Genomic DNA, 24,351 nt, shown 5'->3' on the forward strand with positions numbered 1-24,351 from the left:
CTGAGTCGTACGTCCGGGAAGAAGTGTGGTGCGGGCGGCAACCTTCCCGCCCTCGGCGGCAACCAAGGGGCATGAACAAGGAAACCTCACCCCCCGCACGCCACCGCCGTCGCGTCACCAAAGGCCGCGCGATCACCGCAGGTGCCGCCGCGCTCGGACTGACCGGCGGCGTCCTCTTCGCGAGCGGCATGTTCAGCCCCGCGGGGGCCGCCTCCAACTGGCCCGAGGCGAAGGGCCGGCAGTCCGTCTCCTCCACCATCTCCGTGTCCGGCACCCTCGACGGTGGCTACAAGCGCTACTACGGCGCCGGTGAACTCGGCGGCGACGGCCAGGAGGAAGGCCAGGACCCGATCTTCAAGCTCAAGGACGGCGCCGTCCTCAAGAACGTCATCATCGGCTCCCCCGCCGCCGACGGTGTGCACTGCGAGGGCAGTTGCACCCTGCAGAACGTCTGGTCGGAGGACGTCGGCGAGGACGCCGCCACCTTCAAGGGGAAGTCCGCGTCCGCGGTCTACACCGTGTACGGCGGTGGTGCCAGAAGCGCGGCCGACAAGACCTTCCAGTTCAACGGCGCCGGCAAGCTCGTCGTGACCAAGTTCCACCTGGAGAACTTCGGCAAGCTGGTCCGCTCCTGCGGCAACTGCTCGACCCAGTACAAGCGCACGATCCTCGTGAACGACGTGGACATCACCGCGCCGGGCAAGTCGATCGTCGGTGTCAACACCAACTACGGGGACACGGCGGCGCTGCGCAATATCCGTATCCACGGCGACAGCAGCCGCAAGATCAAGCCCTGCGTGCGCTACCAAGGCAACAACACCGGCGCCGAACCCAAGGAAACCGGCAGCGGGCCGGACGGCACATCCTGCCGCTACACGGCATCGGACCTCACCTACAACTGATCACCACCTTCGCTGCCCGACAGGGAACCCAACGCGCGGCAAGGGCCTGACGCCGACAAACCCACCTCGGCACCAGGCCCTTCGCCGTCCCGCACCCGGCCGTGTTCGACCGGGCCGGCCTCCGGGAAGGCTCACGCCACGAACTGCTTCAGGAACAGCCCCGCACGTGCTGGGTGGCGAATGCAAGGGACTGCCGAAAGAGATCCTCGACGGCCATTTCCGTCAGCCCGTACCAGCCGTGATCGGCGTGCGGCACCAGCCTCAGCTCCACGGGCGCGCCGGCCTCCCGCAACGCACGGCCCAGCTCCCGACTGTGGTCAGCGTGCACCATCGAATCGTCCTCACCGTGCAGAAGCAGGAAGGGCGGCGCACCGGCCCCGACCTGGTGCACCGGGCTCGCCGAGCGCGCAAGGCGAGGCACGCGTACGGGAGCGTCCCCGAGCAGTCGCGCCTCCATCGTGTCGGACGCTGACGGGTCGAACGGCGGCCGCGGGGCCGTGAGATCGGCCGGCCCGTACCAGATGACGGCCGCAGCGGGGCGCGGCCGGTCATGGGTGAGCGCGAGCAGAGACGCGAGATGCCCTCCGGCGGACTCCCCCCAGACCACAGTTCGCCCCGGATCGATGCCGAGCTCTTCGCCACGCAGCGTCAGCCAACGCAGAGCGGTCCGCAGGTCGTCCAGGGGTGCGGGGAACGTCGCCTCGCCGCTGAGCCGGTAGTCGACGCAGGCCACGGCGAAGCCGACCCGTGCGAGGCGCTCGAAGGGACCGGGGTCCCATGAGCGCGTATGCAGCCCCATGTCGTCACGCCGCCCCCGCCGCCAGGCCCCACCATGAACGAACAGAACGACAGGGGCCGGCCGGCCCTCGGCGGACGGCCCGGGCAACCACAGATCGAGCTCCAACGGACGCCCACCGTCGACGTGCCCGTAGGGGACGCCGCGAACCATCCGCACACCGTCCGCCCGCTGCGCGAAAGGTGGCAGCGCGGCGGTGTCGGGATGCGGCGCGGGGATCAGGTCGAGCAGCTCGCGCGAGGTCATGCGCTGGTCCCCCACTCATGCCCCGGCAGAAAGCGCACGTCGAACTGCTGCGACACCGAGGCGAACCGCTCCGGCTCCGGTACGTACGGCGTGGCAGGCAGCCCGTGGGCTTCGGCCTCGGTGCCGAGGGTCTCGAAGAACCGCTCGAAGGTGCCACCGGGACCCGCGGCGACGCCGACGATCCGGGAGTGGTGGCGCTCGATGCGATAGGCGTGCGGACAGTTCTTCGGTACGAAGCCGAAGTCGCCCGGCGTGAGCAGCCGTTCGGTCTGCCGGCCCTCGGTGTCCTCGACGAAGAGCCGGACGGCGCCCTGGGTCACGTAGAAGACCTCGTAGGTGTCCGCGTGCAGGTGCGCGGGGATGATGTCGCCCTTGGGGCCCTCGACGGTGAAGAAGTTGAAAGCGTTCTCGGTCTGCTCCCCGCCCGCGTACACGGTGATCAGGTCACCGAACAGGTGGGCGCGATCGCCTTCGCCCTTCTCGATCACGTAGGGCCTGCTCGGGTCGGCGGGGATGTGGGAGGTGCCGCGATATCGCGACGCGAACTCCATGGTCATGACTACCGCCCTCTCCATGTCAGCCTGCCTGACACTCCACATGTCAGGTACCCTGACACGAGAGACTGCGGCCCGGCAAGCGGCCGCCCACCTCCGGCCCCACCGCATGCGAGGAAAGAATGTGACCGAGAACCGACGTGACCTGCCGCAACTCCTGAACGACGCCCGGCGCTGGTTCGAGGAAGGTCTCCTCGCGGCCCTGGCGGCGGACGGGGTCCCTCCGGTCACCCCGACCCAGGTGCAGCTCTTCGCCGCGCTCGACGAAGACGGCACCACCGTCTCGGAGCTGGCCCGACGCATGGGCGTCACCCGGCAGACCGCCCACCAGGCCGTACGCGCCCTGGTCGACGCCGGCCTCCTGGAACAGGCGCCCGCCCCCACGTCGGGACGACAGCGCCCGATCCGGCGCACCCCTCAAGGAAAGAGCGCCCACGAGCGCGCCCGCCACGCCCTCGACCACCTCGAGACGACCTTGGCCGACCGGATCGGCTCCGCCCCGATGACGGCGCTGCGGTCCGCGCTGGAAGCCCCCTGGGGCGAGCCACCGGCGGGACCGGCTCGTCGCGGTTGAGCCACACATCGGCTCCGCCGGTGGTGCTGTCATCATCGCGGGATGACCCTGGAGCAGCTACTACCAGCAGGATGGACCCTGGACGAGATCCGGGAGATCTCCGGCGATCGGAAAGCCGAGCCCCTCACCACAGATCGAGTCGTGACCTGGCTGGACCGACCGGAAGGAAATGAACAACGGCTGCGCCCTCAGATCGTCTTGGGGTTCCAGGGACTGTGCCTGGTGAAGCCGGTGGACGACGAGGACTGGTACATGGGCCACCTGGAGGACGATGGCAGCGTCTGCTGCTGGAGCGCCTACAGCGATCTGTACGAAGCGCTGCGCGGCCTCTGACATCACAGGGGCCGCCGGCCCCAGGCCGGCACGGCAAGACCCCATCCATTCAGCCCGATTCACGGCAGCGCAAGTGAGACTCAAGCCGGCAGCCGTTCGCGGCTGGAGAAGTGATGCGCGGCCGACACCGACAGGGCATCACCTGGCCATCGACAGTGCCCGACCGTCGGTTGGGCCCCGGACGAATCTCCGAGCCACCCCCAGACAGGCCGGGGATGCAACCATTCCCTTCAGAGCTGGAACCCCCGAAAGCCGACCGCGCACGAGAGAACCTAGCCGACGCGCGTGCAGCTGTCAGACCACGTCGTCAAGGAGTCCGAGGCCTTCCGGGAACCCTTCCAGAAACTCCCGCCGCGCCGGGTCGGACTCGCGGTCGGCCATCGTCTCCAGGAGGTCGACGAACTCGCTCCGCTGACCACTCGACAGCTTGCTGACCAGGTGCCCTACACCCTCCAGGACCTTGACCGCGTCGTCCGGATCCATCTGCTCGTCCTCACAGCCCTCGATGAACCACAGGACATCGACCAGGGCCTCGGTGACGGCGTGGGTCAGAGACGTGTACTCGGACGACAAGGCAGGCTCCAGGCGGGTCACGGCGATACGGTCCGGCCATCGCACCACACACCACTGACATCACGTGCAGGCCCCTGCGCCGTCGGAGGACGCTCAACACGTCCATCGACTGCCGCGTTGCGCAGCCGATGCGCGTTCCCCCACATCGCGCCGTCCGGACCACTCTCCGCCGCCCCTCTGCTGCATGAACGGGCTATCTCGTCAGCCCTGCCAACCAGGGATGTCCGGGATGTATGCGGGTCAGCCAGCGGCCGAGCAGATCGCGGCGATCCTGGCTCAGCAGCGGCAGAACCTCGTCGAAGTCGGATTGGTCCTTGGATCGCGGTGACTTCGCTTTGAACAGCAGCACCAGCTCCGGCACCAGATAGGGAATGCCGTCCGCGTTCCACTCGATGATCGCGTCGTAGGGCAAGCGAAGGCTGTCGTCCCGGCGGCAGATCCATGTTCCGCCGTCGTGCGGTTCTCGGAAGACGTCGAAGAGGAATTGGTTGGTCGCCGGATCTCGCGCCCAGGTCTGATGCGTGGCCGCCAGTGTCTCGGTGTCTGCGCGTGTCCAGATTCGCCCCGAGCCCACCGCGTCAAACACGCACTCAGGGAAGAGATCCCGAACTTGCGCGAACCCCGCCGCCGGCACCGCGATCTCCAGATCGCCGTGGGGCCGCGACTGCCCTCCACGGAACAGATCCAGTGCCCATCCCGCCACGACGCACCAGGGAAGGCCGAGGCCGGCCAGTCGTTCTGCGACCTGTTCCGGTCGCCAGGCCTCCGCCCATCGGGCTTCCAGTTCGTCCGGGCCCAGGATGGTGCCGCAGGGTGGCAGGGAGTTGGCCATCCATCCAACGTAGCGTCAGGAGACCACGTGCGTGGCGTAGACGGAGTGCGACGATCCGCACCCTCGTGGCAGCGACCGGACCCTCACTTCGCGGGGCGAAGGACGGGATCGATGTGTGACAGGCTCTCGTGCAGGCGACGGGCTCCGCGGGCTACACGATCGTCGGCGTCGCCCGACAGCTCCTCACTGAGTCGCAGCCCCTCGTCCAGGTCGTTCCAGAAGATGCTGAAGACATCGACGACCGCGGTGTGGATCCAGTCGGCGTGGTTGTCGTCGGCGACCGCCAGGGCTGACGCGACAATCGCCAGCCCGGTCTTGTCCTTTCGCCGAAGCAGAGCCTCCGCGGTCCGTCTGGTGACGTAGGTGTCACCGGTATCGAGCACGAGCTCCAGCAGGGGGTCCACGGCCTCCGGCATCTCGGCGAGACCTGCCAGGCCGTGACCGGCATCCGCCCGGTCACGCCAGTCGTCGCTACGCCCGAGTTCGCGCAGGGTCACCACGACCGCGCGGCGCAGGTCAACGTCCACGGATTCGCCAACCCCTCCCAGAAGTCGCGTCAACGTATCACCGCGACGCCCGGCCGAATGCCCACGCCGAGCCTGCGGTCCGCCCCTGCCCCGATCAGAGGCCCGGCGGTGGTGTCAGGTCGTAGCGTGCGATGACGTCGGGCAGCCAGTCGGGGCGGCCGAGTTCGAGGCCGTACTTGGCGGCGAGCTCGGGCAGCGCGTCCGGGGGCGGCGGCTGCTCGTCCTCGAACATCTCGACCACCTCGCGGAAGAAGTGCTCGAATCCGGCGGGGCTGATGATCTCGATCATCCGGGCCGGGACGGACCCCGCGTTCCACATCGTGTGCAGCTCCCCGCGCGGCTTGGTGATGTAGCCGCCGGCGCCCAGGACGACCTCGCGGTCTCCGGACCGGAAGCCGATCTCGCCCTCGGTGACGATCGAGTACTCGTCCTCCCGGGTGTGCAGATGCGGCGGAACCAGGGCGCCGACCGGGAACGGGTGCTCGACGACGGAGACCGCTCCGTCCGTGTCCGCGCCCCACAGCTTGAAGGCGACCCCTATGGAGCCGAGGAAACCCTCGGGCCCCTCCCCCGGGCGGACGACGGTGAGCGGCGGTGCCGGCGATGCAGTCATGTTGATCACCTCGGTGCATTTTGGCGATACACTGGTGTTCTCCTAAAAAGTCTCCGCCGCGGACCCAGAGGTGTCAAGATTTGAGTGAACACCAGCGTTCGACGAAATCGCGTGGATACGAGATGCGCAAACGCGCCGAGGACGTGGACCGGACCCGGCAGCGCATCGTCGAGGCCGCCGTGCACCTGCACGGCACCGCGGGCCCGGGTGCGACGAGCATCGCCGCGATCGCCGAGCGCGCCGGGGTGACGAGGATGACCGTGTACCGGCACTTCCCGGATGACACGGCCCTGTTCGAGGCCTGCTCGGGGCACTGGATGTCGCACCAGAAGCCGCCCCGGCCCGACGAGTGGCGCACGATCGAGGACCCCGTCGAGCGGCTGACGGCCGGACTCACCGACCTCTACCGCTTCTACCGCTCCGGCGAGGCGATGCTGGCCCTGGTCATCCGCGACCAGCACGCCGTGCCCGAGTCGATCCGCCAGGCCCGTGAGGCGATGGCCAGGCAGTACGTCGAGGTGCTGGCCGAGCCGTGGCCGGGCGACGCCGACCCGGTGCGGCGGGCGGTGATCGGCCACGCCACGGCGTTCTCCACCTGGCGCTCGCTGTGCCGGGAGCAGGCACTCACGGACCGCGAAGCGGTCGAGGTCATGGTCGCGCTGGCGGGCGTCGTCGGGGTGGGCGGTTCCGCCGGGTGAGATGCCGCGCCCGTCCGTCCCCCGCCTCGGGCCGGGGCACCCGGGAACCGGCGCTCCGCCTGCAAGGTCCTACGACCTGACAGTGCCGCAGGCAGAAGAGGAGTCCCCGTGCGCTACGTCCCCCGCGCCGACAACACCCCGCTGAAGTTGGCCCTGTTGAAGGCGTGGAACTACCTGTGTCACATGTGCCAGAAGGAAATCGCGGTCGCTCACGCCGAGATCGACCACATCGTGCCCCGCAGCCTCACCGGCCAGGCACTCAAGGATCTCAAGGACCTCTTCGGTCTGAACGACAGCTTCGACCTCGACGACCCCATGAACCTCGCCCCGATCTGCCGACCGTGCAACATGCGGAAGGGAGACGAGACCTTCGATGCCGCGCCGGCTCTGCTGATGCAGCTCAAGAAGGCCCGCCGACACCGCGACCGGGTGATCCGCGACTGCAAGAGCTTCGGCTCTGACACCCGGGTGGCGAGGGATCTCCAGAGTGCCCTCAAGGCAGAGCTGAGTTCCCAGAAGGCCAAGGACGCCTTCCTGGACCACGCTCCAGAGGTCGTGCAGAGGCTCGCGAACCTGGACGCCGACCGGGCGGACTACGTGAAGAACCGCGTCGTCGAGCTCGACGAAGAGCAACTCGAGCCCCATGACAGGCCGATCCGCTCCCTTGCCCTGCACCTCCGCAGCCGAGGCAGGGAGACGGTCTCCGTCCTCGAGGACCTGTGCGGCCACTCGTTGACAGACCTGCTCGCCGAACGGATGACCGACCTGGAGGAGCAGATCTGCGCACGGATACAGGTGGAGTTCCCCTCCGTCGACGACTGGGCCAACACGACCGCCGGCCCACCCGTCATGACGCACCTGGACGTGGGCGTGGACGGCGCCGACTACGAACGGTACGGCCCAGCCGTGGAGTTCACCTTCCAGGGATCCTTCGAGAGCTACCTGACCGCGTCCCTCGTTCAGGACAGCCGTACCGGCGACGGACTGCAGGATCGACAGGGTGAGGCCGAGGCCTCGGGGACCTTCAGCTTCACCTTGGACTGGGCCTTCTCGAGCGAGCCCGGAGACGGTGAGGTGGGCGAATGCACCATCGAGGACTGGGACAGCAGCCTCTACGTCTACTGAATCCGGCCCCGGGCCCTGCCCCTGCCCCTGCCCCTGCTCAGGCCGCGACGAGTTCCCGTTCGCGGTCCGGCGTGTCGGCCTTGGGCGTCTTGTTCGGCAGGGCGAGGCGGAAGACCTTGCGCCACGCGGAGTAGACCTGCTTGGGCAGCGGGCCGGTGACGTACTCCAGCTCGTACTTCTCGAACAGCGCGCGCACCTTGACCGCGACCTCGGCGTACCGGTTGCTCGGCAGGTCGGGGAACAGGTGGTGCTCGATCTGGTGCGACAGGTTGCCGGTCATGAAGTGCATGGCCTTGCTGCCGCTGATGTTGGCCGAGCCCATCATCTGGCGCAGGTACCACTGGCCGCGCGTCTCGCCGTCGATCGACCGGCGCTCGAAGACCTGGACGCCCTCGGGGAAGTGCCCGCACATGATCACCGAGTGGGACCAGAGGTTGCGGACCAGGTTCGCGGTGAACGTGGCGGCGAGCGTGGGGAGGAACGACGGGCCCGACAGCAGCGGGTGGATCACGTAGTCCTTGAGCACCTGCCTGCGGATCTTGCGGCCCACGGCCTTGGCCCGCTCGCGGAACTCCGGGTTCTTGCGGCGGCGCTTGTGCAGGTTCTTGCCGAGCTCCAGGTCGTACGCGGCGATGCCGTACTCGAAGAAGCAGGCGTTGATGAAGTTCCACAGCGGCTGGCCGAGGTGGAACGGGTGCCACTTCTGGTCCTCGTCGACGCGCATGATGCCGTAGCCGAGGTCGTTGTCCTTGCCCATCACGTTCGTGTACGTGTGGTGCAGCTCGTTGTGCGAGTGCTTCCACTGGTCGGCCGGCGAGACGTGATCCCATTCCCAGGTGGTGGAGTGGATCTTCGGGTCCCGCATCCAGTCCCACTGGCCGTGCAGGATGTTGTGCCCGATCTCCATGTTGTCCATGATCTTCGCCACGGACAGTCCCGCGGTACCGATCAGCCAGGCGGGCGGGAAGAACGAGAACAGCAGCACGCCCCTGCTGGCCAGCTCGAGTTTGCGCTGCGCCGAGATGACCTTGCGGATGTAGGCGGCGTCCTTCTCGCCGCGGCCGGCGATCACCTCGTCGCGGATCGCGTCCAGCTCGCGGCCGAGCTCCTCGATCTGCTCCGCGGTCAGGTGGGCGGTGGGGTCGATAGCGGTCAAGGTGTTCCTACCGTTCGATGTCACAGGGGCCCGCGGCCGCGGACACGCAGGTCTGGATGAGGACGCCCGGCTCGCCCTCGGTGATCTCGCCGGTGCGCAGGTCGCGGACGGCTCCCGCCTTGAGCGGCGCCACGCAGCCGAAGCAGATGCCCATGCGGCAGCCGGAGGGCATGAGCACTCCGGCCTCCTCGCCGACGTCCAGCAACGGGGTGGCGCCGTCCGCCTCGACGGTCCTGCCGGTGGCACTGAACGTGACCTCGCCGCCGTCGCCCGCTACGACCATGGCGGGGCGGAAGCGTTCGGTGTGCAGGCGCTCCCGCACCCCGTGCTCGGTCCAGTGCTCCTCGGCGGCGTCGAGCAGGCCCGCGGGGCCGCAGGCCCAGGTCTCGCGCTCGGCCCAGTCCGGTACGAGGGCGTCGAGACGGGCGATGTCGAGGATGCCGTCCGTGTCGGTGTGCACCTCGGTGAGGCGCAGCTTCTTCTCCGCCACGAGGTCGTGCAGTTCCTTGCGGAAGATCACGTCCTGCGGCTGCGGCGCGCTGTGGACCATGACGACGTCGTCGAACGCGGTGTCGCGCAGCATGCCCATCACGGGCGTGATGCCGCTGCCGGCCGTCAGGTAGAGCACCTTGGCGGGCCTGGGCCGCGGCAGCACGAAGTCACCGGTCGCCTGGTCGAGCTGGATCAGCGTGCCCGGTGTCACCCGGCGGACGAGGTGGTTGCTGACCTTGCCGCCCGGGATCGCCTTCACGGTGATCGTGACGCGGCCGTCCTGCCGGTCGGTCGGGGAGGTGAGGGAGTAGGCGCGCCACAGGCGCACCCCGTCGACGTCGACCCCGACGCGCACGTACTGACCGGCCGTGTGGCCGCGCCAGCCCCGTCCCGGCCTGATCACGAGGGTCGCGGCGTCACCCGTCTCGGGGTGCACGGCCTCGATGCGACCCCGCAGGTCGGCGCCCGCGCGCAGCGGGCTGACCAGGTCGAGGTAGTCCGACGGCAGCACCGGCGTCGTGACCATCTCCAGCAGTTTCCACGCCCTGCTGCGGAGGGCTGCACTCGTCATGGCACCAGCTTGCTGCGCCGCGAGGCGTAAAGTCCTGACCGTAGGACGTAAATCTGGTCGGCAGAATTGTTCGCAGGGTACAAAAACGTGAGTCATGCATTCCGGAGGGCCAGTGAGCTGGCCCTGGACGAGAAGACAGTCACCGCGCTGCGGTCCGCGCTGAAGACCACGGCCGACGAGATCGTCCAGGCGATCATCGACGAAGTCCCTTCCTACGCCAACGCGCTTTCGGGCCGCATGGGCGGCACCATCCGCCGGGCCGTCCGGACCGCGCTCGGGCACTACCTGGACCTCGCGAGCGGGAACGCCACGGGCGGCGACGCCGGTGACGCCGCCTACGAGCTGGGCCGCGGCGAGGTGCGCGACGGCCGGTCGATGGACGCCCTGCTCAGCGCCTACCGTGTCGGCGCCCGCGTGGCCTGGCGGTGTCTGGCGGCGGGGGCCGTCCCCGCGGGGCTGCCCGCGGGCGAGGTCGCCAAGTTCGCCGAGCTGACCTTCGCCTACATCGACGAGCTGTCCGCCGCGAGCGCGGCGGGCCACGCGGACGAGCTGGCCGCCCGCGGCAGGGACCAGGAGCGCCACCTGGAGCATCTGGCCCGCGAGCTCCTCGCCGGCGCTCGCCCGGACGTGCTGCTGGCCTCCGTTCAGCAGGCCGGATGGCAGCCTCCGGTCTCGCTCACCGCGGTCCTGCTGCCCGCCGCCCAGGCCCGTCCCGCGTATCGCACGCTCGACCCGAGCACCCTCGTACTCGACGATCTGCCGGACGCCACCGGCGTGCTGCTCGTCCCCGATGCCGACCGATCACGTCTCATGCGGCAGCTGACCGAACGCTCCGTGGTGGTCGGCCCGCCCCGGCCGTGGACGCGCGTGTCCGCCTCCTACGCCCGAGCCGTGCGGGCGCGCTCCCTCTCCCCCGACATTCGCGACACCGAGGAGCACCTGCCCGATCTGGTGCTGAGCGCCGACGTGGACGCGTTCGCGGATCTGCGGGCCCGAGCCCTCGCCCCGTTGCGGGCCCTGCCCGCCGCGACGGCACGGCGGCTTGAGGAGACGTTGCGGGCGTGGCTGCTGCATCAGGGCCGGCGGGACGAGGTGGCGGCGGCGCTGTTCGTCCATCCCCAGACGGTCCGCTACCGGATGCAGCAGCTGCGGTCGCTGTTCCCGGAGCTCGCATCGCCGCAGCGGGTTCTCGAACTGACGCTGGCGGTCGGTCTCCGGGCCGTTTGACGCGGGGGCCGGCTGAGGCGCAATTCGACCGCCCCGTGCAAGGGATGATGGGGGCCGCAACGACGGAACGTGAGGTCAGGAGATCGCATGGCGAAGCAGGTTCACCGGCCTCGTGAGGACGCGGAGTTCGATTTCATCCTCGGGATGAGCAAGGTTCCCGTCCTCGCCTACTTCACCGGGACCTGGCCCAAGGCGATCGAACCCTGCCGGGAGATGGACCTCGTCGTGGGTGACATCGCCGACGCGTACGCGGGCCGCCTGACGGCCGTACGCGCCGACATCACGCGCTGTCCGTCCGCGACCCGGCGATACGAGGTCACCGGGGCACCGTCCTGCGTCCTGCTGAAGGCGGGAGAGGCGGTGGCGCACGCCACGGGCCCCATGACCGTAGCCGAGGTACGGAGCCTCCTGGACGGCCACCTCTGAGGTGTGAGGTCAGGCAGGGGTAGCGAGCGGAGGGTGCTCGAGCACGCTGGGCTTGTACTCGACCAGCTGGATGCGGCCGTCGAAGGTGCGGTGCTCGGTCATCTCGAGAGCGACGTCGGGATAGCCGTCGTAGATGCGTTCCTCACCCGTGGCCCCGGTGATCACCGGGAACATCACGACCCGGAAGCGGTCGACGAGCCCCGCGCGCAGCAGGGACCGGCACAGGCTGAGGCTGCCGATCGTGCTGAGGAGCCCCGAACCGTTCGCCTTCATGGCGCGGACGGCCTCGACGGCGTCGTCACGGACGAGCGTGGAATTGGCCCACTTCAGGGGATCCTCCAGCGAGGAGGAGAACACCACCTTGGTCGCCTGGGTGAGCTCGTCGACGGACTCCTCTTCCTCGGGCCTGAGCCCGTCCTGGCCACCCGGGACCTCCCCCGCCGCGAATCCCGACATCAGACGGTAGGTGTTCGCTCCCATCAGGTAGGTGGCCTTGGGCTGCTCGCCCAGCCACGCGAGGTACTCGGGGCCTTCGAGGCCCCAGAATCCGGGCCACCCCTCCCCCGACGCACAGCCGTCCAGGGAGGTGATGAAGTCGACGAGAAGCTCCGACATGGCGGTGTTCCTTCCTCAGGTGTCACGAGCTTGGACCGCCGGCGAGCCGGAAACTCATCGGCCGCTCGGTGACTGATCAGAGCCCGTCGTCGATGAGCAGCTGGGAGCCGAGGGTGTCGCACGCCCATTGCTCCCACTTGGTCCGCCTGGCCCGGCCACAGCTCCCGGATCTCCGGGTTCGCCGCCGCGGCAGCCCGCCCGCGTCACCGGCCCGATGACGGCTCAGAGCCAGTGAGGATCCCCTGGGCATGCTGATCCTCTGGGGCGATCTCCGTGACCGCTTCACGCGCTCGCTCGGTTCGGCCCGTTCCGCAGAGCAAGCGTACGAGTGTGTAGAGCGCGTCGCGGTCGCCGCCCGCTGCGCGCTCATGGAGCTTGTCCTCCAGCCCGCGATCGCGAAGTTCTCGGTTGAGCCGCCGGCGGGCATGGACGTCCACGCGTGCCAGGTCCTTGAGCTCTGCCAGCCGTCCGGCCCGGGCAAGCAGGTCCATGTGCCACAGATGGTGGTCGTGAGCGGTGTGATCAACGGAGTAGCACTCGGCGTGGACGCTCACCAACGCGATGGCGGCGTCCCAGTCACCGGCCTCTTCAGCCGCCCGCACCTGCTCGAACCATGTCACCGAACGAGTGTCGCAGCTGGGCCTGTGGGCTTGACGTTCCGGGTCCCCTGACCGGCCCGTTCCGGATGACGGACCAAGGTCCTACTGAGCCATCCAGAAGAAGACGGCGGTCATCCGCTTGTCCTCCAAGGTGCTGCCCGCGTAACCCGTCGCGGTGTGGATGAGGTTGGCGGAGTACAGCAACAGACGGTTGTAGCGGGGCGGGACGCGTACGTCCTCGGTGAAGGAGTCCTCGGGCACGTAGCGGGTGCCCAGCGCGTCAACCAGGTTGTTGTGCGGGGCGAGAACCTGATTGCCGCCGACCGCGCCGCCGGGCAGGCTCTGGCGGTAGAAGCTGGTGCCGCAGTCCTTGGGCAGGTTCGGGGTGAGGTACAGGACCGCCGCGTAGCGGCACAGGCTCCGGGAGTCGGTGTGGGGGCGCGGTTCGCACTCGCCCTTGCCGACGATCTGGACGCAGTTGTGGTTGAAGGTCCCGCCGCCGGCGGGGTCCACGGCCCAGATCTTCTGGGCTCCGGTGGTCTTGCGTACGAGCCTCTCCACATGGGCCAGCTCGGCCGGTTCGAGGCCGGGCATCGTGCGCAGCCCGGGCCACGGCTCGCGCTTGTGCGGGTAGCCCTCGACCCAGTCGTCCCGCTCGAGCATGCGTGCCCGCACCGCGTCGGGGTCCGGCAGGACATCGTCCAGGATCCAGTAGTCGCGGCCCCGGGTGGGCTTGCGGTACGGGAGGGCACGGATCGTGCCGGGACGTGGGGGGTTCGGCTGCACAGGGGACATGGCGGGAACGCTAGTCCCGGCGAGGACGCCGCCCGTCAAAGCACCGGCAAGGCTGCGGCAAGACATCGCCATGTAGGCAAGCAGGAGGAAAAGACCGGGTCCGTGAAACGGGCAGCTGATGTGAGGCTTCGGTCGGCGGTGAACACCGACCAGGCACTTCTACGTTCCTCGGCGGTCCTCGATCTGGAGGGAGAGGTGTTGCCATGACTGGAGGTGTCGCGCCAGTTCGTCGAGCAAGGGGCCATGGACTTGGGGCAGGCGCTCGTCAGGGAGGAAGTGAACGGTGGTCCCGGTCGTGGAGTCGTCCGGGACCGGTTGCAGGCCGGTGGTGGGCACGCCGTGTTCGTAGCGCTGGGTCCAGGAGCCGTCGAGGCGGCGGTTGGTGTGGACGAGCCAGGTGCTGAGTGCCGCGACGACGGACATGCCCCGGCGCGCGTGGGTGTCGGGCAGGGGCGGCGCGTGGGGGTGGTCGAAGAACCGGAGGTCCTTCGTGGCCATGACCGGCTTCTTCACGAGGTTCCCGTCCTCGTCGCGGCGTGTGTCGGTGCCCCGTCCGTCGTCGGCGACGGCCACGGAACCGTCGGGGAGGAGGGTGATCCGGCAGTGCCCGCCTTTGCCGGATTCGGCCTCGTCCGCCGCGTAGGCGACGACTTCCAGGATCAGGTGCACGGTGCCGCCGGGCGCGAAGGCGGCGGGGCTCCGGCGGATGTGCGCGAGATGGTCGAGGTCGACGGTGCTTGCCCAGTCGTGCGTGGTGTTGCGCCAGGAGGCCCTTGGTGTGTCCATCCCCGCAGTATGCGGGGACGGCCCGAGGCCGGGAACGGGCGCCCCGAGCCGGTCGGGCCGGTGGCCGACTACCTCAGTTCACGGGCGAAGAAGGCCCCCACCTCGTGGCGTAGTTCAGCCAGTGTCGGGGCGGCGGCCGCGGTGCCTACGAGTGCCTTGCGTGTCGCCGCTGTCACGAGCCCGGCGGTCTGGAGTTGTGGGACGAGCGAGCCGTAGTCGGTGAACGCCCAGTGGTTGGTGTCGGTGAGGTGGGCGCGGTGGGCGGGCAGGTTCTTCCAGGAGGATTCGATCCGGTCGGCGCCTTCGAAGCCGTCGGTGCGGAAGAGCAGGAGGGGGCGGCCGAAGTCCTTCGGTGTGCCGTACAGGTCGAGGTAGCCCTCGAGGTTCGCGACGGCGTTGACGCGGCCGTCGGGGCGGGCCGCGTACACCACTGCCGTACCGCCGGCCGAGTGGCCGTACATGCCGATCCGGCGGTGGTCGATGACCGGGGCCAGTGGCAGGAAGCGGAGCCGGTCGAGGACCAGGCGGAGGTCGGCGATGCGCGTGTCGATCATCGTGCGGAACGTGGCCGGGTCCGGCGGGCCGACGAGGACGGTCCTGCGCATTCCGGTGGGCAGTTCCACCTGGGACGCGTCGCCGGGGTGGTCGACCAGGACGACGACGCGGCCGTGGCCGGCGAGGTCCTCGGCGAGGCTCGTGCCCAGGGTGCGGGAGTCGCCGCCGCCCGGTGAGTACACCAGCGCGGGGTGTCTGCCGGGCAGGGGTGGCGCCCCCTCGTGGCTGTGGGTGAGGACCGCGCCCCAGTCCACCGCTCCCTGTTGCGGCAGACCGGGATGGACGAGTGGTGCGTACTCGGCGAACACTGTGGCTTCGTTCGGGGTGAGTTGGGGCGCGCGCGGGAAGCCGCGCACCGAGCGGGCCGGGTACAGCACGGTCAGCATCAGCTCGCGCACGCCGCCGACCCATGGGTCCGTGCGGGTGGGGTCGGTCAGATGGACCGTGCACCTGCCCACGGGGTGGGGGCCTGTCGGCGCGGGCAGCCGGAGGCGGGGGTGCCCGGGTCGACGGGTGGCGGACGCGGCCGTGGGCAGCAGGGCGGCGGCGCTCCCGAATAGGGTGCCTTGCAGAAGGGTGCGTCGGGACGTCATGCGAGCCATCGTCGACGCGGGATCGTCAGGGCGCGAAGGTTCAGGTTCTGGCCGAAAGGCCGGCCGGGGGCGAGGAGTTGTGGAGTGCTGCGCATCCACTTCACGGCACAGGACATCGCACGGATCCGCTTCGCTCCGCGTCCCGCGCCGCTTCAGGAGTTGCACGCGGCCCTGGCAGCGGCCGTGAACCGGCAGGGCGGGCCGTTGCTCGCGCCGTGGCGTGGTCGGGTCCTTCGCTCGCTTCCTGCCGCGGCGGCTCCGCTCGCGGACCTGGTGCCGGCAGGCCGGCCGCCCCTCTTCCTCGATGTTCTCGGCGAGAGCCTGAGCGACAGTTTCGAGCAGATCCGCGCCACCGGCTCGGGCTTCGTCCGCTCCGAACTGGAGCGTGTGTACGGGGGCCTGCCCGCTCCCGCCTGGATCCGCGGGCTGCACGCGAGCGACGGCTCGGGCTGGCGCACGCTGTACCGCGCGCAACAGGCCGCGTACGAGGCGGTGCTCGCCCCGGTCTGGTCCGTCGTGCAGCAGCGGCACCGTGAGCAGTTCACGCGCTACGCCCTCACGGTCGCCGAGCACGGGGTGGCCGGCGCGCTGGCCCGTCTGGCTCCGGGCAGTCGCCTCGACGACGGGGTGTGGGTGTGGCCGGGCGCGGCGGCGGCAGGGGCGACGGAGATCCGGGACGTCCGGCTCGCGGGGCGCGGCCTCGTGCTGCTGCCCACCTTCCATCACCCGGCGGGCCCGTTGCTCCAGGACTCCCCCGGCCGTCCGGTGGTCCTGACGTATCCGGCCGCCGGGCCGTCCGCGCTCCCGCCCACTGCCGGGCGCCCGGACGTCGACGCCGAGGCGCTCGCCGCCGTTCTGGGCCGCACGCGGCTCGACGCCCTGCGTCTCCTCGCCGAGCCCCACACCACCACGTCCCTGGCCCGCGCCCTCGATGTCAGCAACGCGACAGCCTCGGCGCACGCCGCGGCACTCCGATCGGCGGGCATGACGACGACGACCCGTACCGGCCGCTCGGTCACCCACAGACGTACGGCACTCGGCACGCTCGTCGCGGGCGTCTGACCGGGCAGGCTCAAGCCGTCGTCCTGCCCATGCCCGCACGGCTCCGGGGTGGGCTGCCGCGCGGGCGCCAAGACGTGACGAACGCACGGCGGCACGGCTCAGGAGCCCGGGATGGCAGGATGACGCGGTGTCCGACTCTCCGCGTGCGCCGTGGCTGCGCGGCATCGCCTTCAATCCGGCGGCGCCCTCCGACGTACTGATACGCCTCCTGGATCGCGCGGCGGGTGAGTCCGGCCTGCGGATGTGCGAAGGGCGTGCCCTCCCTGACGCCGTCGTCGACGCCGCGCTGCGCCATCCGGACCCGGTCGTCCGCCGCGCGTTCGCCCGCAACCCGTACGTCGACCCGGCCCGGCTCACCCCGTTGGCGACCGACCCGTCGGGAATCGTCCGCGCGTGGCTCGCCGGCGGACCCCGTGGCTACCCCCGGCGGGTCCGACCACTGCCGGACGCCATCCTTCTGGCCCTCCTGACCGCACGAGAGGCGGGCGAGGACGGCAAACTCACCGTGGACGAGATCGTCGCCGAGCTCGATTCGTCCCGGCAGATCCCGCTGTCGTTCTTCCGCTCCATGGCCGGCCGCGAACGCCCCGAACTGCGCGTCCTGGCGACCAGGAGGTGGGAGTCGCTCACCCCGGACCAGCGGGCGAGGCTGCTCGACGACCCCGACCCCACGGTCCGTGAAGCGGCGCGGGACAAGAACTGGGCGACGGATCCGGGGCAGGTGGAGGCCAGGCTGCCGTCCTTCAGCCCGCGGAACGCATGGGTGTTCGCTACCTGCGCCCTCTCCCCCGCGCTCATCGAGCAGTGCTTCGCCGACGGCACGGAGCACCTCCTGACCCGCAACAAGTACATCCCGGCCCACGCCGTCGCCCGGCTCGCCCGCCACCCCGAAGCTCAGGTCCGCGCGGAGGTCGCGACCCGTCCCGACCTGGGACCGGACCTGGTCGCGGAGTTGAGGCAGGACGAGCACGGGGGCGTACGGACACACGCGCGCCTGCACACCTTCATCCGTACCTGGGCCGAGTCCTCGGCGATGGAGTGGGGCGTCGACCACGGACCTGACTGCCCTTGCCCGATCGGTGAACCGTTCACCCAGCCGCACACCGATCCGGCCGTCGGCCCGTCCCCCGACTGGTTCGCCGCCTGCGCGGTGGCCGAGGAACCCGAGCGCCGCCGTGTCGCGGCGAGTTGGCCGGGCCTGTCGGCCGAACTCGTCGAAGCGCTCGCGCAGGACTCCGACGAAGAGGTGAGGATCCGACTGGCCTGCCACCACCCGCTCGCGCCGCCGCACCTCCTGACCGAGGTCTACGTCACGCGCCCCGCCCACCGTCCCCACCTGCTGACCTTGCCCGCGTTCCCCCGTACCGGCTGGGCCCACCACATCGACCATCCGGATCCCGAGGTACGAGCCCTGGCCGCAGCGGATCCCGCCGTGCCCGCCCCTCCACTCGCGGACCCCGACGCAATGGTGCGCCGGGCAGCCGCCGCCAACCCGAACCTGACACCGGAGACCCTGGAGGCCCTCCTCTCCGACCCGCAGACCGCCGAGGGAGCAGCGGCCAACCCGGCCCTGCCCGTTGCACGCATGCACGCTCTGCTCGACCAGTGCCTGAACAGCACCAGCACCCCACAGACGACCGCCCCGCGCTGACACTCCGGCGCGACCGCTACAAGAGACCTGCCGCACCGCCCTGCATGACGTGGTCGAGGACCGTGGGCAGCCATGGTTCGCGCACGGCCGGCAGCCGGACCAAAGCATGCTGGAACGTCGCCCGGTCGGCCCGGAGCGGGTGGTTGGGGAGCAGGGGAAGCGGGTCGTCGCGGAGTACGTCTCGGGGGATGCGGCCTGACGGGGGCACCGGCGGGTACGGCTCGGGAGCGACCAGCCACAGCCACACCCCCAGCGGCAGGGGCACGGGATACGCCGATGCGGCTGGGCCTGCAGGAACCCAGGTCTGGCCTGTCTCGGGATGGATCGGTACGAGGATGATCTCGACGCCCGACTCTGGGGAGGGCTGTCCCGGCCCGGCCAGGACGGCGCCCCGCTTCGGGGTGCCTGAAGGCAGCAGGGCGTCGAGCGCGCGTTGGAACACGTCCTCGGTCAGACCGCCCGGGACCTGCACCGGCTTCCCTTGGGAGGCGACCAGCAGGTGGGCGAGGGCCAGACCGGCCGCCGCTTCCCACTGCGGGCTCCACGATGCCGTCGGACAGGGCACGGACCGGCGCGGAGATGCCACGCGCCGCCGCCTCGCCCGGCTCGACCTCGTCCCGCATCCGCCACGGCCCTCCCCACGGGTCGGGGTCAACGGCAAAGGTCCCGGACCTCATGAGTACGGGACCCCAGATCCGGTCCGTGCAGCAATCCCGACTTCTCGAACAAGAGGCGGTCCTATGATCGCGCTCATGAGTTCCGCCCTGATCCTCATAGACCTGATGCCGCGCATCGTCGCCCTCCCCCTCGCCCCGTACTCCGGTGACGAAGTGCTGGCGCGCGGCCGCGAGTTGGCCGAGGCGTTCCGGGCGCGGGAGTTGCCCGTGGTGATGGTGCGGGTGGAACGTCCGAACGTCGACGTGCAGCCGCCGGGCAGCGGATTCGCCGACGGCCTGGTGGCCGACGGCGACCTCGTCGTGGTCAAGCGCAGCATCGGCGCCTTCTACGGCACCGGCCTGGACGAGCGGTTGCGCGCCCTGGGCGTGGACACCCTGGTGATCGCCGGTCTTGTCACGACGATGGGCGTCGAGTCCACCGCACGGGCCGCGTCCGACCACGGCTACCAGGTGGAGTTCGTGGCCGACGCGATGTCCGGACTGTCCGCGGACGAACACGACTTCGCGGTGGATCGGATCTTTCCGCGCTTCGGCGGGGTGAGGAAGACCGCCGACTATCAGTGACACCGTCTGCCCATGGTCCACAGTCCCGCGCGGCCGGCAGCAGCCGTCTCGTGGCCTGCGTTCGGCGTGTGTTCGGCCTGCGGGACCCCCTTCTGGGTCGCCTTGCCAGAAAAACGGCATGGTCCGCGGGAGGTCACACCGTGTCGGTGGTCTCCCGGCGAGCGGGACGCGTCCGGAGCCAGTACGAGCGGGCCGCGACGGCCAGCGCGGTGCCGTAGACGGCGAAGGCCGTGATACCGATCCAGGCCACCAGCAGGGCGTCCTGCGTGGAGTGGAAATCACCGCGCCTCATGGTCACTACGCCGGTAGTGGCGAGGGTCAGGTAGCCGATCCCCACGGCGCCGTACGGGGCGAGGGTGGCCGCGCCCAGCAGAGCCGGGGCCAGCGGGAGCCAGCGCGGAACTCGTCGGCCGCGGAGGAACAGCGTCCAGCGTGGAAAGACCTGCCCCCACGGGCGGGCCAGGCCCCAGAGCAGGAAGACGCCGAGCAGGGCCAGCAGTGCGGTGGGGTCCAGGCCCCAGGACTCCAGGGTGAGGAACATCCCTGAGGCCCCGTTCCGCTCCGAGGTCGCGAGCATCTCCTCCCCGGTGACCCCCGCGAACGTGCCGCCGAACGCCCAGACCAGCTTCATCCCCGCGTACGGGACGAAGGCCAGCGTCCCCGCCCAGGCGGCGCGTTGGACGAACCGCGGGGCGGCGGCCGGCGCTCGTACTGCCGTACCGACGGGCAGGCGATCGGACCGGGCTGTGGCCGCGAGCAGGATCGCTCCCGTCGCCGCCAGAGCCTTGTTCGCGGCAGCGGCCCCGCTGTCCACTCCCTGCCCCACCATCAGCGTGATGACATCCATCAGCAGGCTGAACGCGGTGACCCCTGCCAACCCGCAGACCACCCACAGCAGCAACCGCAGAACCGGCCGCAGCCCGTATCGCACCACCGCCCCGCTGACCGACGCGGCGAGCGCACCCAGCGCAACGATCGCCCAACCCAGCGCGGGCGCCGCCGCTTCGCCGCCGTGGTGCAGCAAGGAGGTGCCGCTCAGCGTGCAGGTCAGCCCGAAGCCGGTGTACAGCACCGCCCACATCGTCGTAGCCCGGGCCACCCAGCGCGGCCATCTCTGCCACCGGGCTCTCCAGAGCGTCTTCGTCGTCAGTCCACCACTGGTCATGTATCGAACGTCGCATCCGTCGCGGCTGGTGACGTCTGCCGCCGGAACGAAGTCCCTCCCCCGGCCGGGTGAGGGACCGCTGAGGCCCCGGTATGACGCGTATTCCTCCCGGGAGGAGCTAACGCCACCCTGTCCGCTCTCTCACCCACTCCACCGCCGCCTCGCCTTGCGCGCGCTGGAAGCCCCGCAAGGTCGGGAGTCCCGGTGGCGGAGGCTTGGCGGAGTGGCGCAGGAAATAGCCCGCCAGGGCGATCAGTACGCTCGTGACGTGTTCGGGGTCGGCTCCGCGGGCACGCAGATGCTCGTCGAGAACGCTCATGGCATCGGGTGCGCCCTGCATGATCACGCTCGGGCCCATCGCCACGACGTCGAACCAGGCGGCACCGACCGCGGCCCACGGCCAGTCGACCACCACGACGCGGTCCTCGGTCAGCAGAACGTTGTCCGCGCGCAGATCGCCGTGGATCAAGGCGCTGCCGGCCGCCGCGGTCGTCCAGTCGGCCTCTCGCTCGACGAGACGCCCGAGATGGCGCCGCGCCCAGGGGGCGAGCCGGCTCAGCTCGCCCGTCTTGTCCTCGCAGGCAGCGGCGAGCCACCGCCAGCCTCGAAAGTCCTCACCGATGCGGTCGGCGAGGGTCGGCGCCTGGATCGGCGAGGGGTCGAGCTGCGCGGACAGCTCGGCAGCAGCCGTGAGGACGCGTTGGAGTTCGTCCGGCCGCCATGGCTGGGCCGGCGTCCTGCCGTCGATGTCTTCGAGGACCAGGACGACCCAGCCTTCGAGGTCCAGGGACGTCAGCAGGGCCGGCACGGGGGCGGTGGCCGGCAAGGCTGCCGTGATCCTGGCCTCGGCCCGGTGCAGGTCAGGAGTGTCAGGGTTGGGTTCGGGCCCGACGGCCTTCACGAAGACCCGTCGACCGTCGGCGAGACGCACGCGAGCGGCGACACCGGGCGAGAAGCCCCCGGCCTGGGTGACCGCGACCTCGACGGCTGCCCCCAGGGAGGCCTCGACCTGGCTCCTCACGCTGGAGGGAACAGCCCACCAGTCGACGCGTACGCCCGCCGCCGCGGGCACATCGGCGGTCTCGGCACTTGCCTGTCTCCCCATGTCCACATGTTCCGGACGGGCTGGACGGGAAGCAACGAGGTTTCCGCTACATCCAGTGGATCCAGTCGCCGTGCGGGTGCGTGAAAGCGGTGGGTGCGCCGTCGACGGTGAGGACGAACGGCGAGGTCTCGAAGCGGGGTGTCTCGACGCCGGCGACCACGCCCGGCGCCTCGTTCGCGATCCAGACGACGCCGAGTTCGCGGGTCAGCTCCGCGAAATCGGCGCGGACCCGCGGCGTCACGTAGGCCAGCACCGCCGAGTGGAACACCACGACCCGCGCTTCCCGGGGTGCCTGCGCGACGAGGTCCGGCAGCGCTTCGAGCAGGTCGCCCTCGTGGACGGGCACGGGATGGCGCTGCGCGGTCGCCAGGGCGGAGACGAGGCGTTCGCGGCGCGCCGTCTGCCCCGGCCACACCAGGCATTCGAGCCAGGACCGGTCCTCGGGGTCCGACGGGTCGAGCGGGTTGAGGTCGATCCCGGCCGCCCATGTCACCTCGGGCATCCGCAGCTCCGGGTACGGCCCCTCCGCTCGGCAGCGCAGTGTCGGCGCATGCGGGTCGCGGCCGGTCAGACGTGTGTGGCCGTAGTCGTAGGAGTACCGGTCGACCTGCAGGCACAGTCCGGCGCTCGCGCCGACCTCGATCAGCGCGAGGGGCCCGTCGAGCGCCGCCAGGGCGGGCAGGAGCGTCGCGCAGCGGCCCGGCTCGTTGGTCTGGGTGCGCCGGGCCAGCATCGTCGCCCGCAGCCCCTCGGCCTGCGTGGTGGCCAACTCCCGCAGCCTGTCCGCGTCGGGCGCCGTACGCAGTAGGTGCCTGGCCGCGGCGAACAGCAGGTTCGGCTGTCGTTTGTCAGCGGGCAGGGTGCTCAGGAACCCCAGCACGTCCGGGTCGGACGCCACCGCGCGGGCCAGCGTCTCGTAGGCGGGGGATCGCCCCGCCGCCTCGTTCTCGGCGAAACGGCGGTAGTTCTCCGCCGTCGTCACCTGATCGTCCAAGCCTGTCATCGCCATGGCGTGATCATATGGGCGGGCCCGTTCCCCACAGGGTTCCCCCTTCGTGCCGGGATCTCCGCCAGAAGTCGCCGCGCGCTAGACCATCGGCCGACGACGCGCCGACAGGGCGCGCCGTTGACTGGGGGCATGACGACGGACAGGTCCGGACCGACGAATCCGGCGGGGCGGGCTCTCGCCCCCGACTTGGCGCGGGGCTTCATGCTGCTGTTCATCGCGGTGGCCAACTCCCACTACTTCCTGCGGGGTTCCCGGATCTTCGGCGGCTTTCCGCAGGGCGGGTCCGTGATCGACTCGGTCACCACGTGGTCGATCTCCACGTTTGTCGACGGCCGGGCGTTCCCGATGTTCGGCCTGCTCTTCGGGTACGGGGTGGCTCACATCGTGCGCCGGCAGACCGCGTCCCGGCCGCGGGACGTGCGGCGGCTGTTGTGGCGGCGCGGCTCGGCCCTCGTGGTCGTGGGCACGCTGCACGCGCTGCTCCTGTACGTCGGTGACATCCTGGCCGCCTATGGGGTGCTGCTGTTCGTGGGGGCCTGGATGGTGCGCTGGCGGGACCGCCGGCTTCTCCTGACCGCCTTGCTGTTCTTCGTGCTGACGTCGTTGCCGAGTGCTGGTTCGTCGGCGGTGAGCAGTGATCCACCGGATCCTTCGATGCTGCCTCCGGATGTGGGGACGATGTTCGCGGCCCGCATGGAAGTGGCGCCCGTGGTGGCGCTGCTCGGGCCGATCGGGTTCCTGTGCCCGCTGGCGGTCGGGCTGTGGGCGGGGCGGCGCCGGATTCTGGAGGAGCCCGAGCGGAACCGGACCCTTCTGCGGGTCACGGCCGCGGCCGGGATCGGCATGGCGGCGCTCGGCGCTCAGCCCGCCGCGCTGATGGCTGCCGGGGTCGTCGACGTCCCCGGCCCGCAGGCGCTCGAGGTGATCGGGCCGCTGCATGATGCCACGGGGGTTCTCGGCGGGTTCGGGTACGCGGCGCTGCTGGCGCTGGTCGCGGCGCGGGTCGGTTCGCGGCGGGGGCGTGCGGTGAGCGCGGTCGCCGCTGTCGGCCGGCGGTCGATGACCTGCTACCTCGCGCAGTCGGTGGTGTGGGCGGTGGTGTTCACCCCGTTCCTGCTGGACCTCTCCGGGAAGCTGACCGTCACCACGACGGCGCTCCTGGCCACAGCCGTCTGGTCGGCGACCGTGCTTCTGGCCCACTCCATGCAACGGCACGGGCGGCGCGGCCCGTTCGAGGTCCTGGTGCGGCGCGTCACCTACGGCCGAGCCGATCTACGGGACGCTCGAACGGGGTCGTCCGGATCGCGGAAGTCCCGTGGCCACGGTCACGCGCCGCCAGTGCAGGTTCAGACTGAAGTGGGGCGCGGCGGCGCCGGAGAGGCAGTCGAACTCGCGGACGGGGACCGGCTGTAGGCCGACTCCGAGCGCGGACAGCGCCGTGGGGGGGGGGGGCCACCAACCCCCGCGGCCCCCCCGCGCGGGGGGGGGGCGGGGGTAACCCACGGGGCGACCCCACGCGCGGGGGGGGGA

Annotated in this window: 28 protein-coding genes; 11 read left to right on the forward strand and 17 right to left on the reverse strand. The window is 70.5% G+C overall.

All coding sequences use genetic code 11. The annotated features are described in order from the left end of the window. Positions 1-71: 71 nt before the first annotated feature. Positions 72-902, forward strand: a complete 831-nt coding sequence (locus tag ACFW9D_RS05130) for a pectate lyase (protein WP_384617912.1) — start codon at positions 72-74, stop codon at positions 900-902. 148 nt (positions 903-1,050) lie between these two features. Here ACFW9D_RS05130 and ACFW9D_RS05135 read toward each other — a convergent pair whose 3' ends face one another. Further along, positions 1,051-1,944, reverse strand: coding sequence for an alpha/beta fold hydrolase (locus tag ACFW9D_RS05135; RefSeq protein ID WP_384617915.1), 894 nt, complete (start codon positions 1,942-1,944; stop codon positions 1,051-1,053). Then, complete coding sequence (locus ACFW9D_RS05140) at positions 1,941-2,501, reverse strand: quercetin 2,3-dioxygenase (protein ID WP_384617918.1); 561 nt, start codon at positions 2,499-2,501, stop codon at positions 1,941-1,943. The genes ACFW9D_RS05135 and ACFW9D_RS05140 overlap by 4 nt, the downstream gene beginning before the upstream one ends. 121 nt (positions 2,502-2,622) lie before the next feature. Between ACFW9D_RS05140 and ACFW9D_RS05145 the strand changes: the two genes are divergently transcribed. After that, on the forward strand, positions 2,623-3,072 hold the full coding sequence (locus tag ACFW9D_RS05145; RefSeq protein ID WP_384617920.1) for a MarR family winged helix-turn-helix transcriptional regulator: 450 nt from the start codon (positions 2,623-2,625) through the stop codon (positions 3,070-3,072). Positions 3,073-3,114: 42 nt separating this feature from the next. After that, positions 3,115-3,405 carry a hypothetical protein gene (locus tag ACFW9D_RS05150; RefSeq protein ID WP_384617923.1) on the forward strand — a complete coding sequence of 97 codons (291 nt, stop codon included), beginning with the start codon at positions 3,115-3,117 and terminating at the stop codon, positions 3,403-3,405. 294 nt (positions 3,406-3,699) lie between these two features. On the opposite strand, the gene ACFW9D_RS05155 is transcribed toward ACFW9D_RS05150, so the two are convergent. From ACFW9D_RS05155 to ACFW9D_RS05170, 4 genes are all read right to left on the reverse strand, one after another. Then, entirely contained in the window at positions 3,700-3,999 is a 300-nt protein-coding gene (locus tag ACFW9D_RS05155; protein WP_384617926.1) for a hypothetical protein, read from the reverse strand. A 172-nt stretch (positions 4,000-4,171) separates the two neighbouring features. Further along, positions 4,172-4,810, reverse strand: a complete 639-nt coding sequence (locus tag ACFW9D_RS05160; protein WP_384617929.1) for a nucleotidyltransferase domain-containing protein — start codon at positions 4,808-4,810, stop codon at positions 4,172-4,174. Between the two features lie 83 nt (positions 4,811-4,893). Next, complete coding sequence (locus ACFW9D_RS05165) at positions 4,894-5,337, reverse strand: hypothetical protein (protein ID WP_384617932.1); 444 nt, start codon at positions 5,335-5,337, stop codon at positions 4,894-4,896. Between the two features lie 94 nt (positions 5,338-5,431). Continuing rightward, positions 5,432-5,950 carry a cupin domain-containing protein gene (locus ACFW9D_RS05170; protein ID WP_384617935.1) on the reverse strand — a complete coding sequence of 173 codons (519 nt, stop codon included), beginning with the start codon at positions 5,948-5,950 and terminating at the stop codon, positions 5,432-5,434. A gap of 122 nt (positions 5,951-6,072) precedes the next feature. Here ACFW9D_RS05170 and ACFW9D_RS05175 point away from each other — a divergent pair, with 122 nt between their 5' ends. Together ACFW9D_RS05175 and ACFW9D_RS05180 are read left to right on the forward strand one after the other, a co-directional pair. Then, positions 6,073-6,648, forward strand: coding sequence for a TetR/AcrR family transcriptional regulator (locus tag ACFW9D_RS05175; protein WP_384617937.1), 576 nt, complete (start codon positions 6,073-6,075; stop codon positions 6,646-6,648). A 108-nt stretch (positions 6,649-6,756) separates the two neighbouring features. Next, positions 6,757-7,773 (forward strand): HNH endonuclease, encoded by a 1,017-nt coding sequence (locus ACFW9D_RS05180; RefSeq protein ID WP_384617939.1) that lies wholly within the window; start codon positions 6,757-6,759, stop codon positions 7,771-7,773. Between the two features lie 37 nt (positions 7,774-7,810). Here ACFW9D_RS05180 and ACFW9D_RS05185 read toward each other — a convergent pair whose 3' ends face one another. Together ACFW9D_RS05185 and ACFW9D_RS05190 are read right to left on the reverse strand one after the other, a co-directional pair. Next, on the reverse strand, positions 7,811-8,929 hold the full coding sequence (locus tag ACFW9D_RS05185; protein ID WP_384617942.1) for a fatty acid desaturase family protein: 1,119 nt from the start codon (positions 8,927-8,929) through the stop codon (positions 7,811-7,813). Between the two features lie 7 nt (positions 8,930-8,936). Next, positions 8,937-9,992, reverse strand: coding sequence for a ferredoxin reductase (locus tag ACFW9D_RS05190; protein WP_384617945.1), 1,056 nt, complete (start codon positions 9,990-9,992; stop codon positions 8,937-8,939). Positions 9,993-10,079: 87 nt separating this feature from the next. On the opposite strand from ACFW9D_RS05190, the gene ACFW9D_RS05195 reads away from it, so the two are divergent. Together ACFW9D_RS05195 and ACFW9D_RS05200 are read left to right on the forward strand one after the other, a co-directional pair. After that, positions 10,080-11,219: a PucR family transcriptional regulator gene (locus tag ACFW9D_RS05195; RefSeq protein ID WP_384617948.1), complete on the forward strand. Its 1,140-nt coding sequence runs from the start codon at positions 10,080-10,082 to the stop codon at positions 11,217-11,219. 87 nt (positions 11,220-11,306) lie between these two features. Next, on the forward strand, positions 11,307-11,645 hold the full coding sequence (locus tag ACFW9D_RS05200; protein ID WP_384617951.1) for a thioredoxin family protein: 339 nt from the start codon (positions 11,307-11,309) through the stop codon (positions 11,643-11,645). A gap of 9 nt (positions 11,646-11,654) precedes the next feature. Here the strand turns inward: ACFW9D_RS05200 and ACFW9D_RS05205 are convergent, their stop codons facing one another. The 5 genes from ACFW9D_RS05205 to ACFW9D_RS05225 form a co-directional block, all read right to left on the reverse strand. Further along, a complete protein-coding gene (locus ACFW9D_RS05205; RefSeq protein ID WP_384617953.1) occupies positions 11,655-12,260 on the reverse strand; it encodes a dihydrofolate reductase family protein in 606 nt (201 codons plus the stop codon). Positions 12,261-12,463: 203 nt separating this feature from the next. Further along, a complete protein-coding gene (locus ACFW9D_RS05210) occupies positions 12,464-12,880 on the reverse strand; it encodes a hypothetical protein (RefSeq protein ID WP_384617956.1) in 417 nt (138 codons plus the stop codon). Between the two features lie 81 nt (positions 12,881-12,961). Beyond that, positions 12,962-13,654, reverse strand: a complete 693-nt coding sequence (locus ACFW9D_RS05215; RefSeq protein ID WP_384617959.1) for a DUF6445 family protein — start codon at positions 13,652-13,654, stop codon at positions 12,962-12,964. Between the two features lie 159 nt (positions 13,655-13,813). Continuing rightward, positions 13,814-14,440 carry an ATP-binding protein gene (locus tag ACFW9D_RS05220; protein WP_384617962.1) on the reverse strand — a complete coding sequence of 209 codons (627 nt, stop codon included), beginning with the start codon at positions 14,438-14,440 and terminating at the stop codon, positions 13,814-13,816. A 68-nt stretch (positions 14,441-14,508) separates the two neighbouring features. Beyond that, the gene (locus ACFW9D_RS05225; RefSeq protein WP_384617964.1) at positions 14,509-15,453 is read right to left on the reverse strand and encodes an acetylhydrolase; all 945 of its coding nucleotides are present in this window, start codon (positions 15,451-15,453) and stop codon (positions 14,509-14,511) included. A gap of 219 nt (positions 15,454-15,672) precedes the next feature. Here ACFW9D_RS05225 and ACFW9D_RS05230 point away from each other — a divergent pair, with 219 nt between their 5' ends. Both ACFW9D_RS05230 and ACFW9D_RS05235 read left to right on the forward strand, forming a co-directional pair. Further along, a complete protein-coding gene (locus ACFW9D_RS05230) occupies positions 15,673-16,650 on the forward strand; it encodes an ArsR family transcriptional regulator (RefSeq protein ID WP_384617967.1) in 978 nt (325 codons plus the stop codon). A gap of 127 nt (positions 16,651-16,777) precedes the next feature. Then, a complete protein-coding gene (locus ACFW9D_RS05235; protein ID WP_384617969.1) occupies positions 16,778-18,301 on the forward strand; it encodes a hypothetical protein in 1,524 nt (507 codons plus the stop codon). A gap of 16 nt (positions 18,302-18,317) precedes the next feature. Here ACFW9D_RS05235 and ACFW9D_RS05240 read toward each other — a convergent pair whose 3' ends face one another. Continuing rightward, complete coding sequence (locus tag ACFW9D_RS05240; RefSeq protein ID WP_384617972.1) at positions 18,318-18,887, reverse strand: hypothetical protein; 570 nt, start codon at positions 18,885-18,887, stop codon at positions 18,318-18,320. A 166-nt stretch (positions 18,888-19,053) separates the two neighbouring features. On the opposite strand from ACFW9D_RS05240, the gene ACFW9D_RS05245 reads away from it, so the two are divergent. Further along, a complete protein-coding gene (locus ACFW9D_RS05245) occupies positions 19,054-19,542 on the forward strand; it encodes an isochorismatase family protein (RefSeq protein WP_384617975.1) in 489 nt (162 codons plus the stop codon). 133 nt (positions 19,543-19,675) lie between these two features. Here the strand turns inward: ACFW9D_RS05245 and ACFW9D_RS05250 are convergent, their stop codons facing one another. The 3 genes from ACFW9D_RS05250 to ACFW9D_RS05260 form a co-directional block, all read right to left on the reverse strand. Beyond that, positions 19,676-20,707: a hypothetical protein gene (locus tag ACFW9D_RS05250; protein ID WP_384617977.1), complete on the reverse strand. Its 1,032-nt coding sequence runs from the start codon at positions 20,705-20,707 to the stop codon at positions 19,676-19,678. 118 nt (positions 20,708-20,825) lie between these two features. After that, positions 20,826-21,812 (reverse strand): aminoglycoside phosphotransferase family protein, encoded by a 987-nt coding sequence (locus ACFW9D_RS05255; RefSeq protein ID WP_384617980.1) that lies wholly within the window; start codon positions 21,810-21,812, stop codon positions 20,826-20,828. A 46-nt stretch (positions 21,813-21,858) separates the two neighbouring features. Then, positions 21,859-22,821 (reverse strand): DUF2332 domain-containing protein, encoded by a 963-nt coding sequence (locus tag ACFW9D_RS05260; RefSeq protein WP_384617983.1) that lies wholly within the window; start codon positions 22,819-22,821, stop codon positions 21,859-21,861. A 129-nt stretch (positions 22,822-22,950) separates the two neighbouring features. Here ACFW9D_RS05260 and ACFW9D_RS05265 point away from each other — a divergent pair, with 129 nt between their 5' ends. Continuing rightward, positions 22,951-24,234 (forward strand): DUF418 domain-containing protein, encoded by a 1,284-nt coding sequence (locus ACFW9D_RS05265; protein WP_384617986.1) that lies wholly within the window; start codon positions 22,951-22,953, stop codon positions 24,232-24,234. Positions 24,235-24,351 lie beyond the last annotated feature (117 nt).

Origin of the sequence: Streptomyces sp. NPDC059524 (assembly GCF_042749255.1) — a bacterium.
In the GTDB taxonomy this organism is placed as follows: domain Bacteria; phylum Actinomycetota; class Actinomycetes; order Streptomycetales; family Streptomycetaceae; genus Streptomyces; species Streptomyces xanthii.

Bases quoted from the DNA above. Each gene is read 5' to 3' on its own strand.
- ACFW9D_RS05130 (WP_384617912.1), top strand. From the start codon at position 72: ATGAACAAGGAAACCTCACCCCCCGCACGCCACCGCCGTCGCGTCACC.
- ACFW9D_RS05215 (WP_384617959.1), bottom strand. From the start codon at position 13,654: ATGTCCCCTGTGCAGCCGAACCCCCCACGTCCCGGCACGATCCGTGCC.
- ACFW9D_RS05265 (WP_384617986.1), top strand. From the start codon at position 22,951: ATGACGACGGACAGGTCCGGACCGACGAATCCGGCGGGGCGGGCTCTC.
- ACFW9D_RS05135 (WP_384617915.1), bottom strand. From the start codon at position 1,944: ATGACCTCGCGCGAGCTGCTCGACCTGATCCCCGCGCCGCATCCCGAC.
- ACFW9D_RS05200 (WP_384617951.1), top strand. From the start codon at position 11,307: ATGGCGAAGCAGGTTCACCGGCCTCGTGAGGACGCGGAGTTCGATTTC.
- ACFW9D_RS05260 (WP_384617983.1), bottom strand. From the start codon at position 22,821: ATGGCGATGACAGGCTTGGACGATCAGGTGACGACGGCGGAGAACTAC.
- ACFW9D_RS05190 (WP_384617945.1), bottom strand. From the start codon at position 9,992: ATGACGAGTGCAGCCCTCCGCAGCAGGGCGTGGAAACTGCTGGAGATG.
- ACFW9D_RS05150 (WP_384617923.1), top strand. From the start codon at position 3,115: ATGACCCTGGAGCAGCTACTACCAGCAGGATGGACCCTGGACGAGATC.
- ACFW9D_RS05205 (WP_384617953.1), bottom strand. From the start codon at position 12,260: ATGTCGGAGCTTCTCGTCGACTTCATCACCTCCCTGGACGGCTGTGCG.
- ACFW9D_RS05140 (WP_384617918.1), bottom strand. From the start codon at position 2,501: ATGACCATGGAGTTCGCGTCGCGATATCGCGGCACCTCCCACATCCCC.
- ACFW9D_RS05250 (WP_384617977.1), bottom strand. From the start codon at position 20,707: ATGACCAGTGGTGGACTGACGACGAAGACGCTCTGGAGAGCCCGGTGG.
- ACFW9D_RS05245 (WP_384617975.1), top strand. From the start codon at position 19,054: ATGAGTTCCGCCCTGATCCTCATAGACCTGATGCCGCGCATCGTCGCC.
- ACFW9D_RS05175 (WP_384617937.1), top strand. From the start codon at position 6,073: ATGCGCAAACGCGCCGAGGACGTGGACCGGACCCGGCAGCGCATCGTC.
- ACFW9D_RS05220 (WP_384617962.1), bottom strand. From the start codon at position 14,440: ATGGACACACCAAGGGCCTCCTGGCGCAACACCACGCACGACTGGGCA.
- ACFW9D_RS05160 (WP_384617929.1), bottom strand. From the start codon at position 4,810: ATGGCCAACTCCCTGCCACCCTGCGGCACCATCCTGGGCCCGGACGAA.
- ACFW9D_RS05170 (WP_384617935.1), bottom strand. From the start codon at position 5,950: ATGACTGCATCGCCGGCACCGCCGCTCACCGTCGTCCGCCCGGGGGAG.
- ACFW9D_RS05255 (WP_384617980.1), bottom strand. From the start codon at position 21,812: ATGGGGAGACAGGCAAGTGCCGAGACCGCCGATGTGCCCGCGGCGGCG.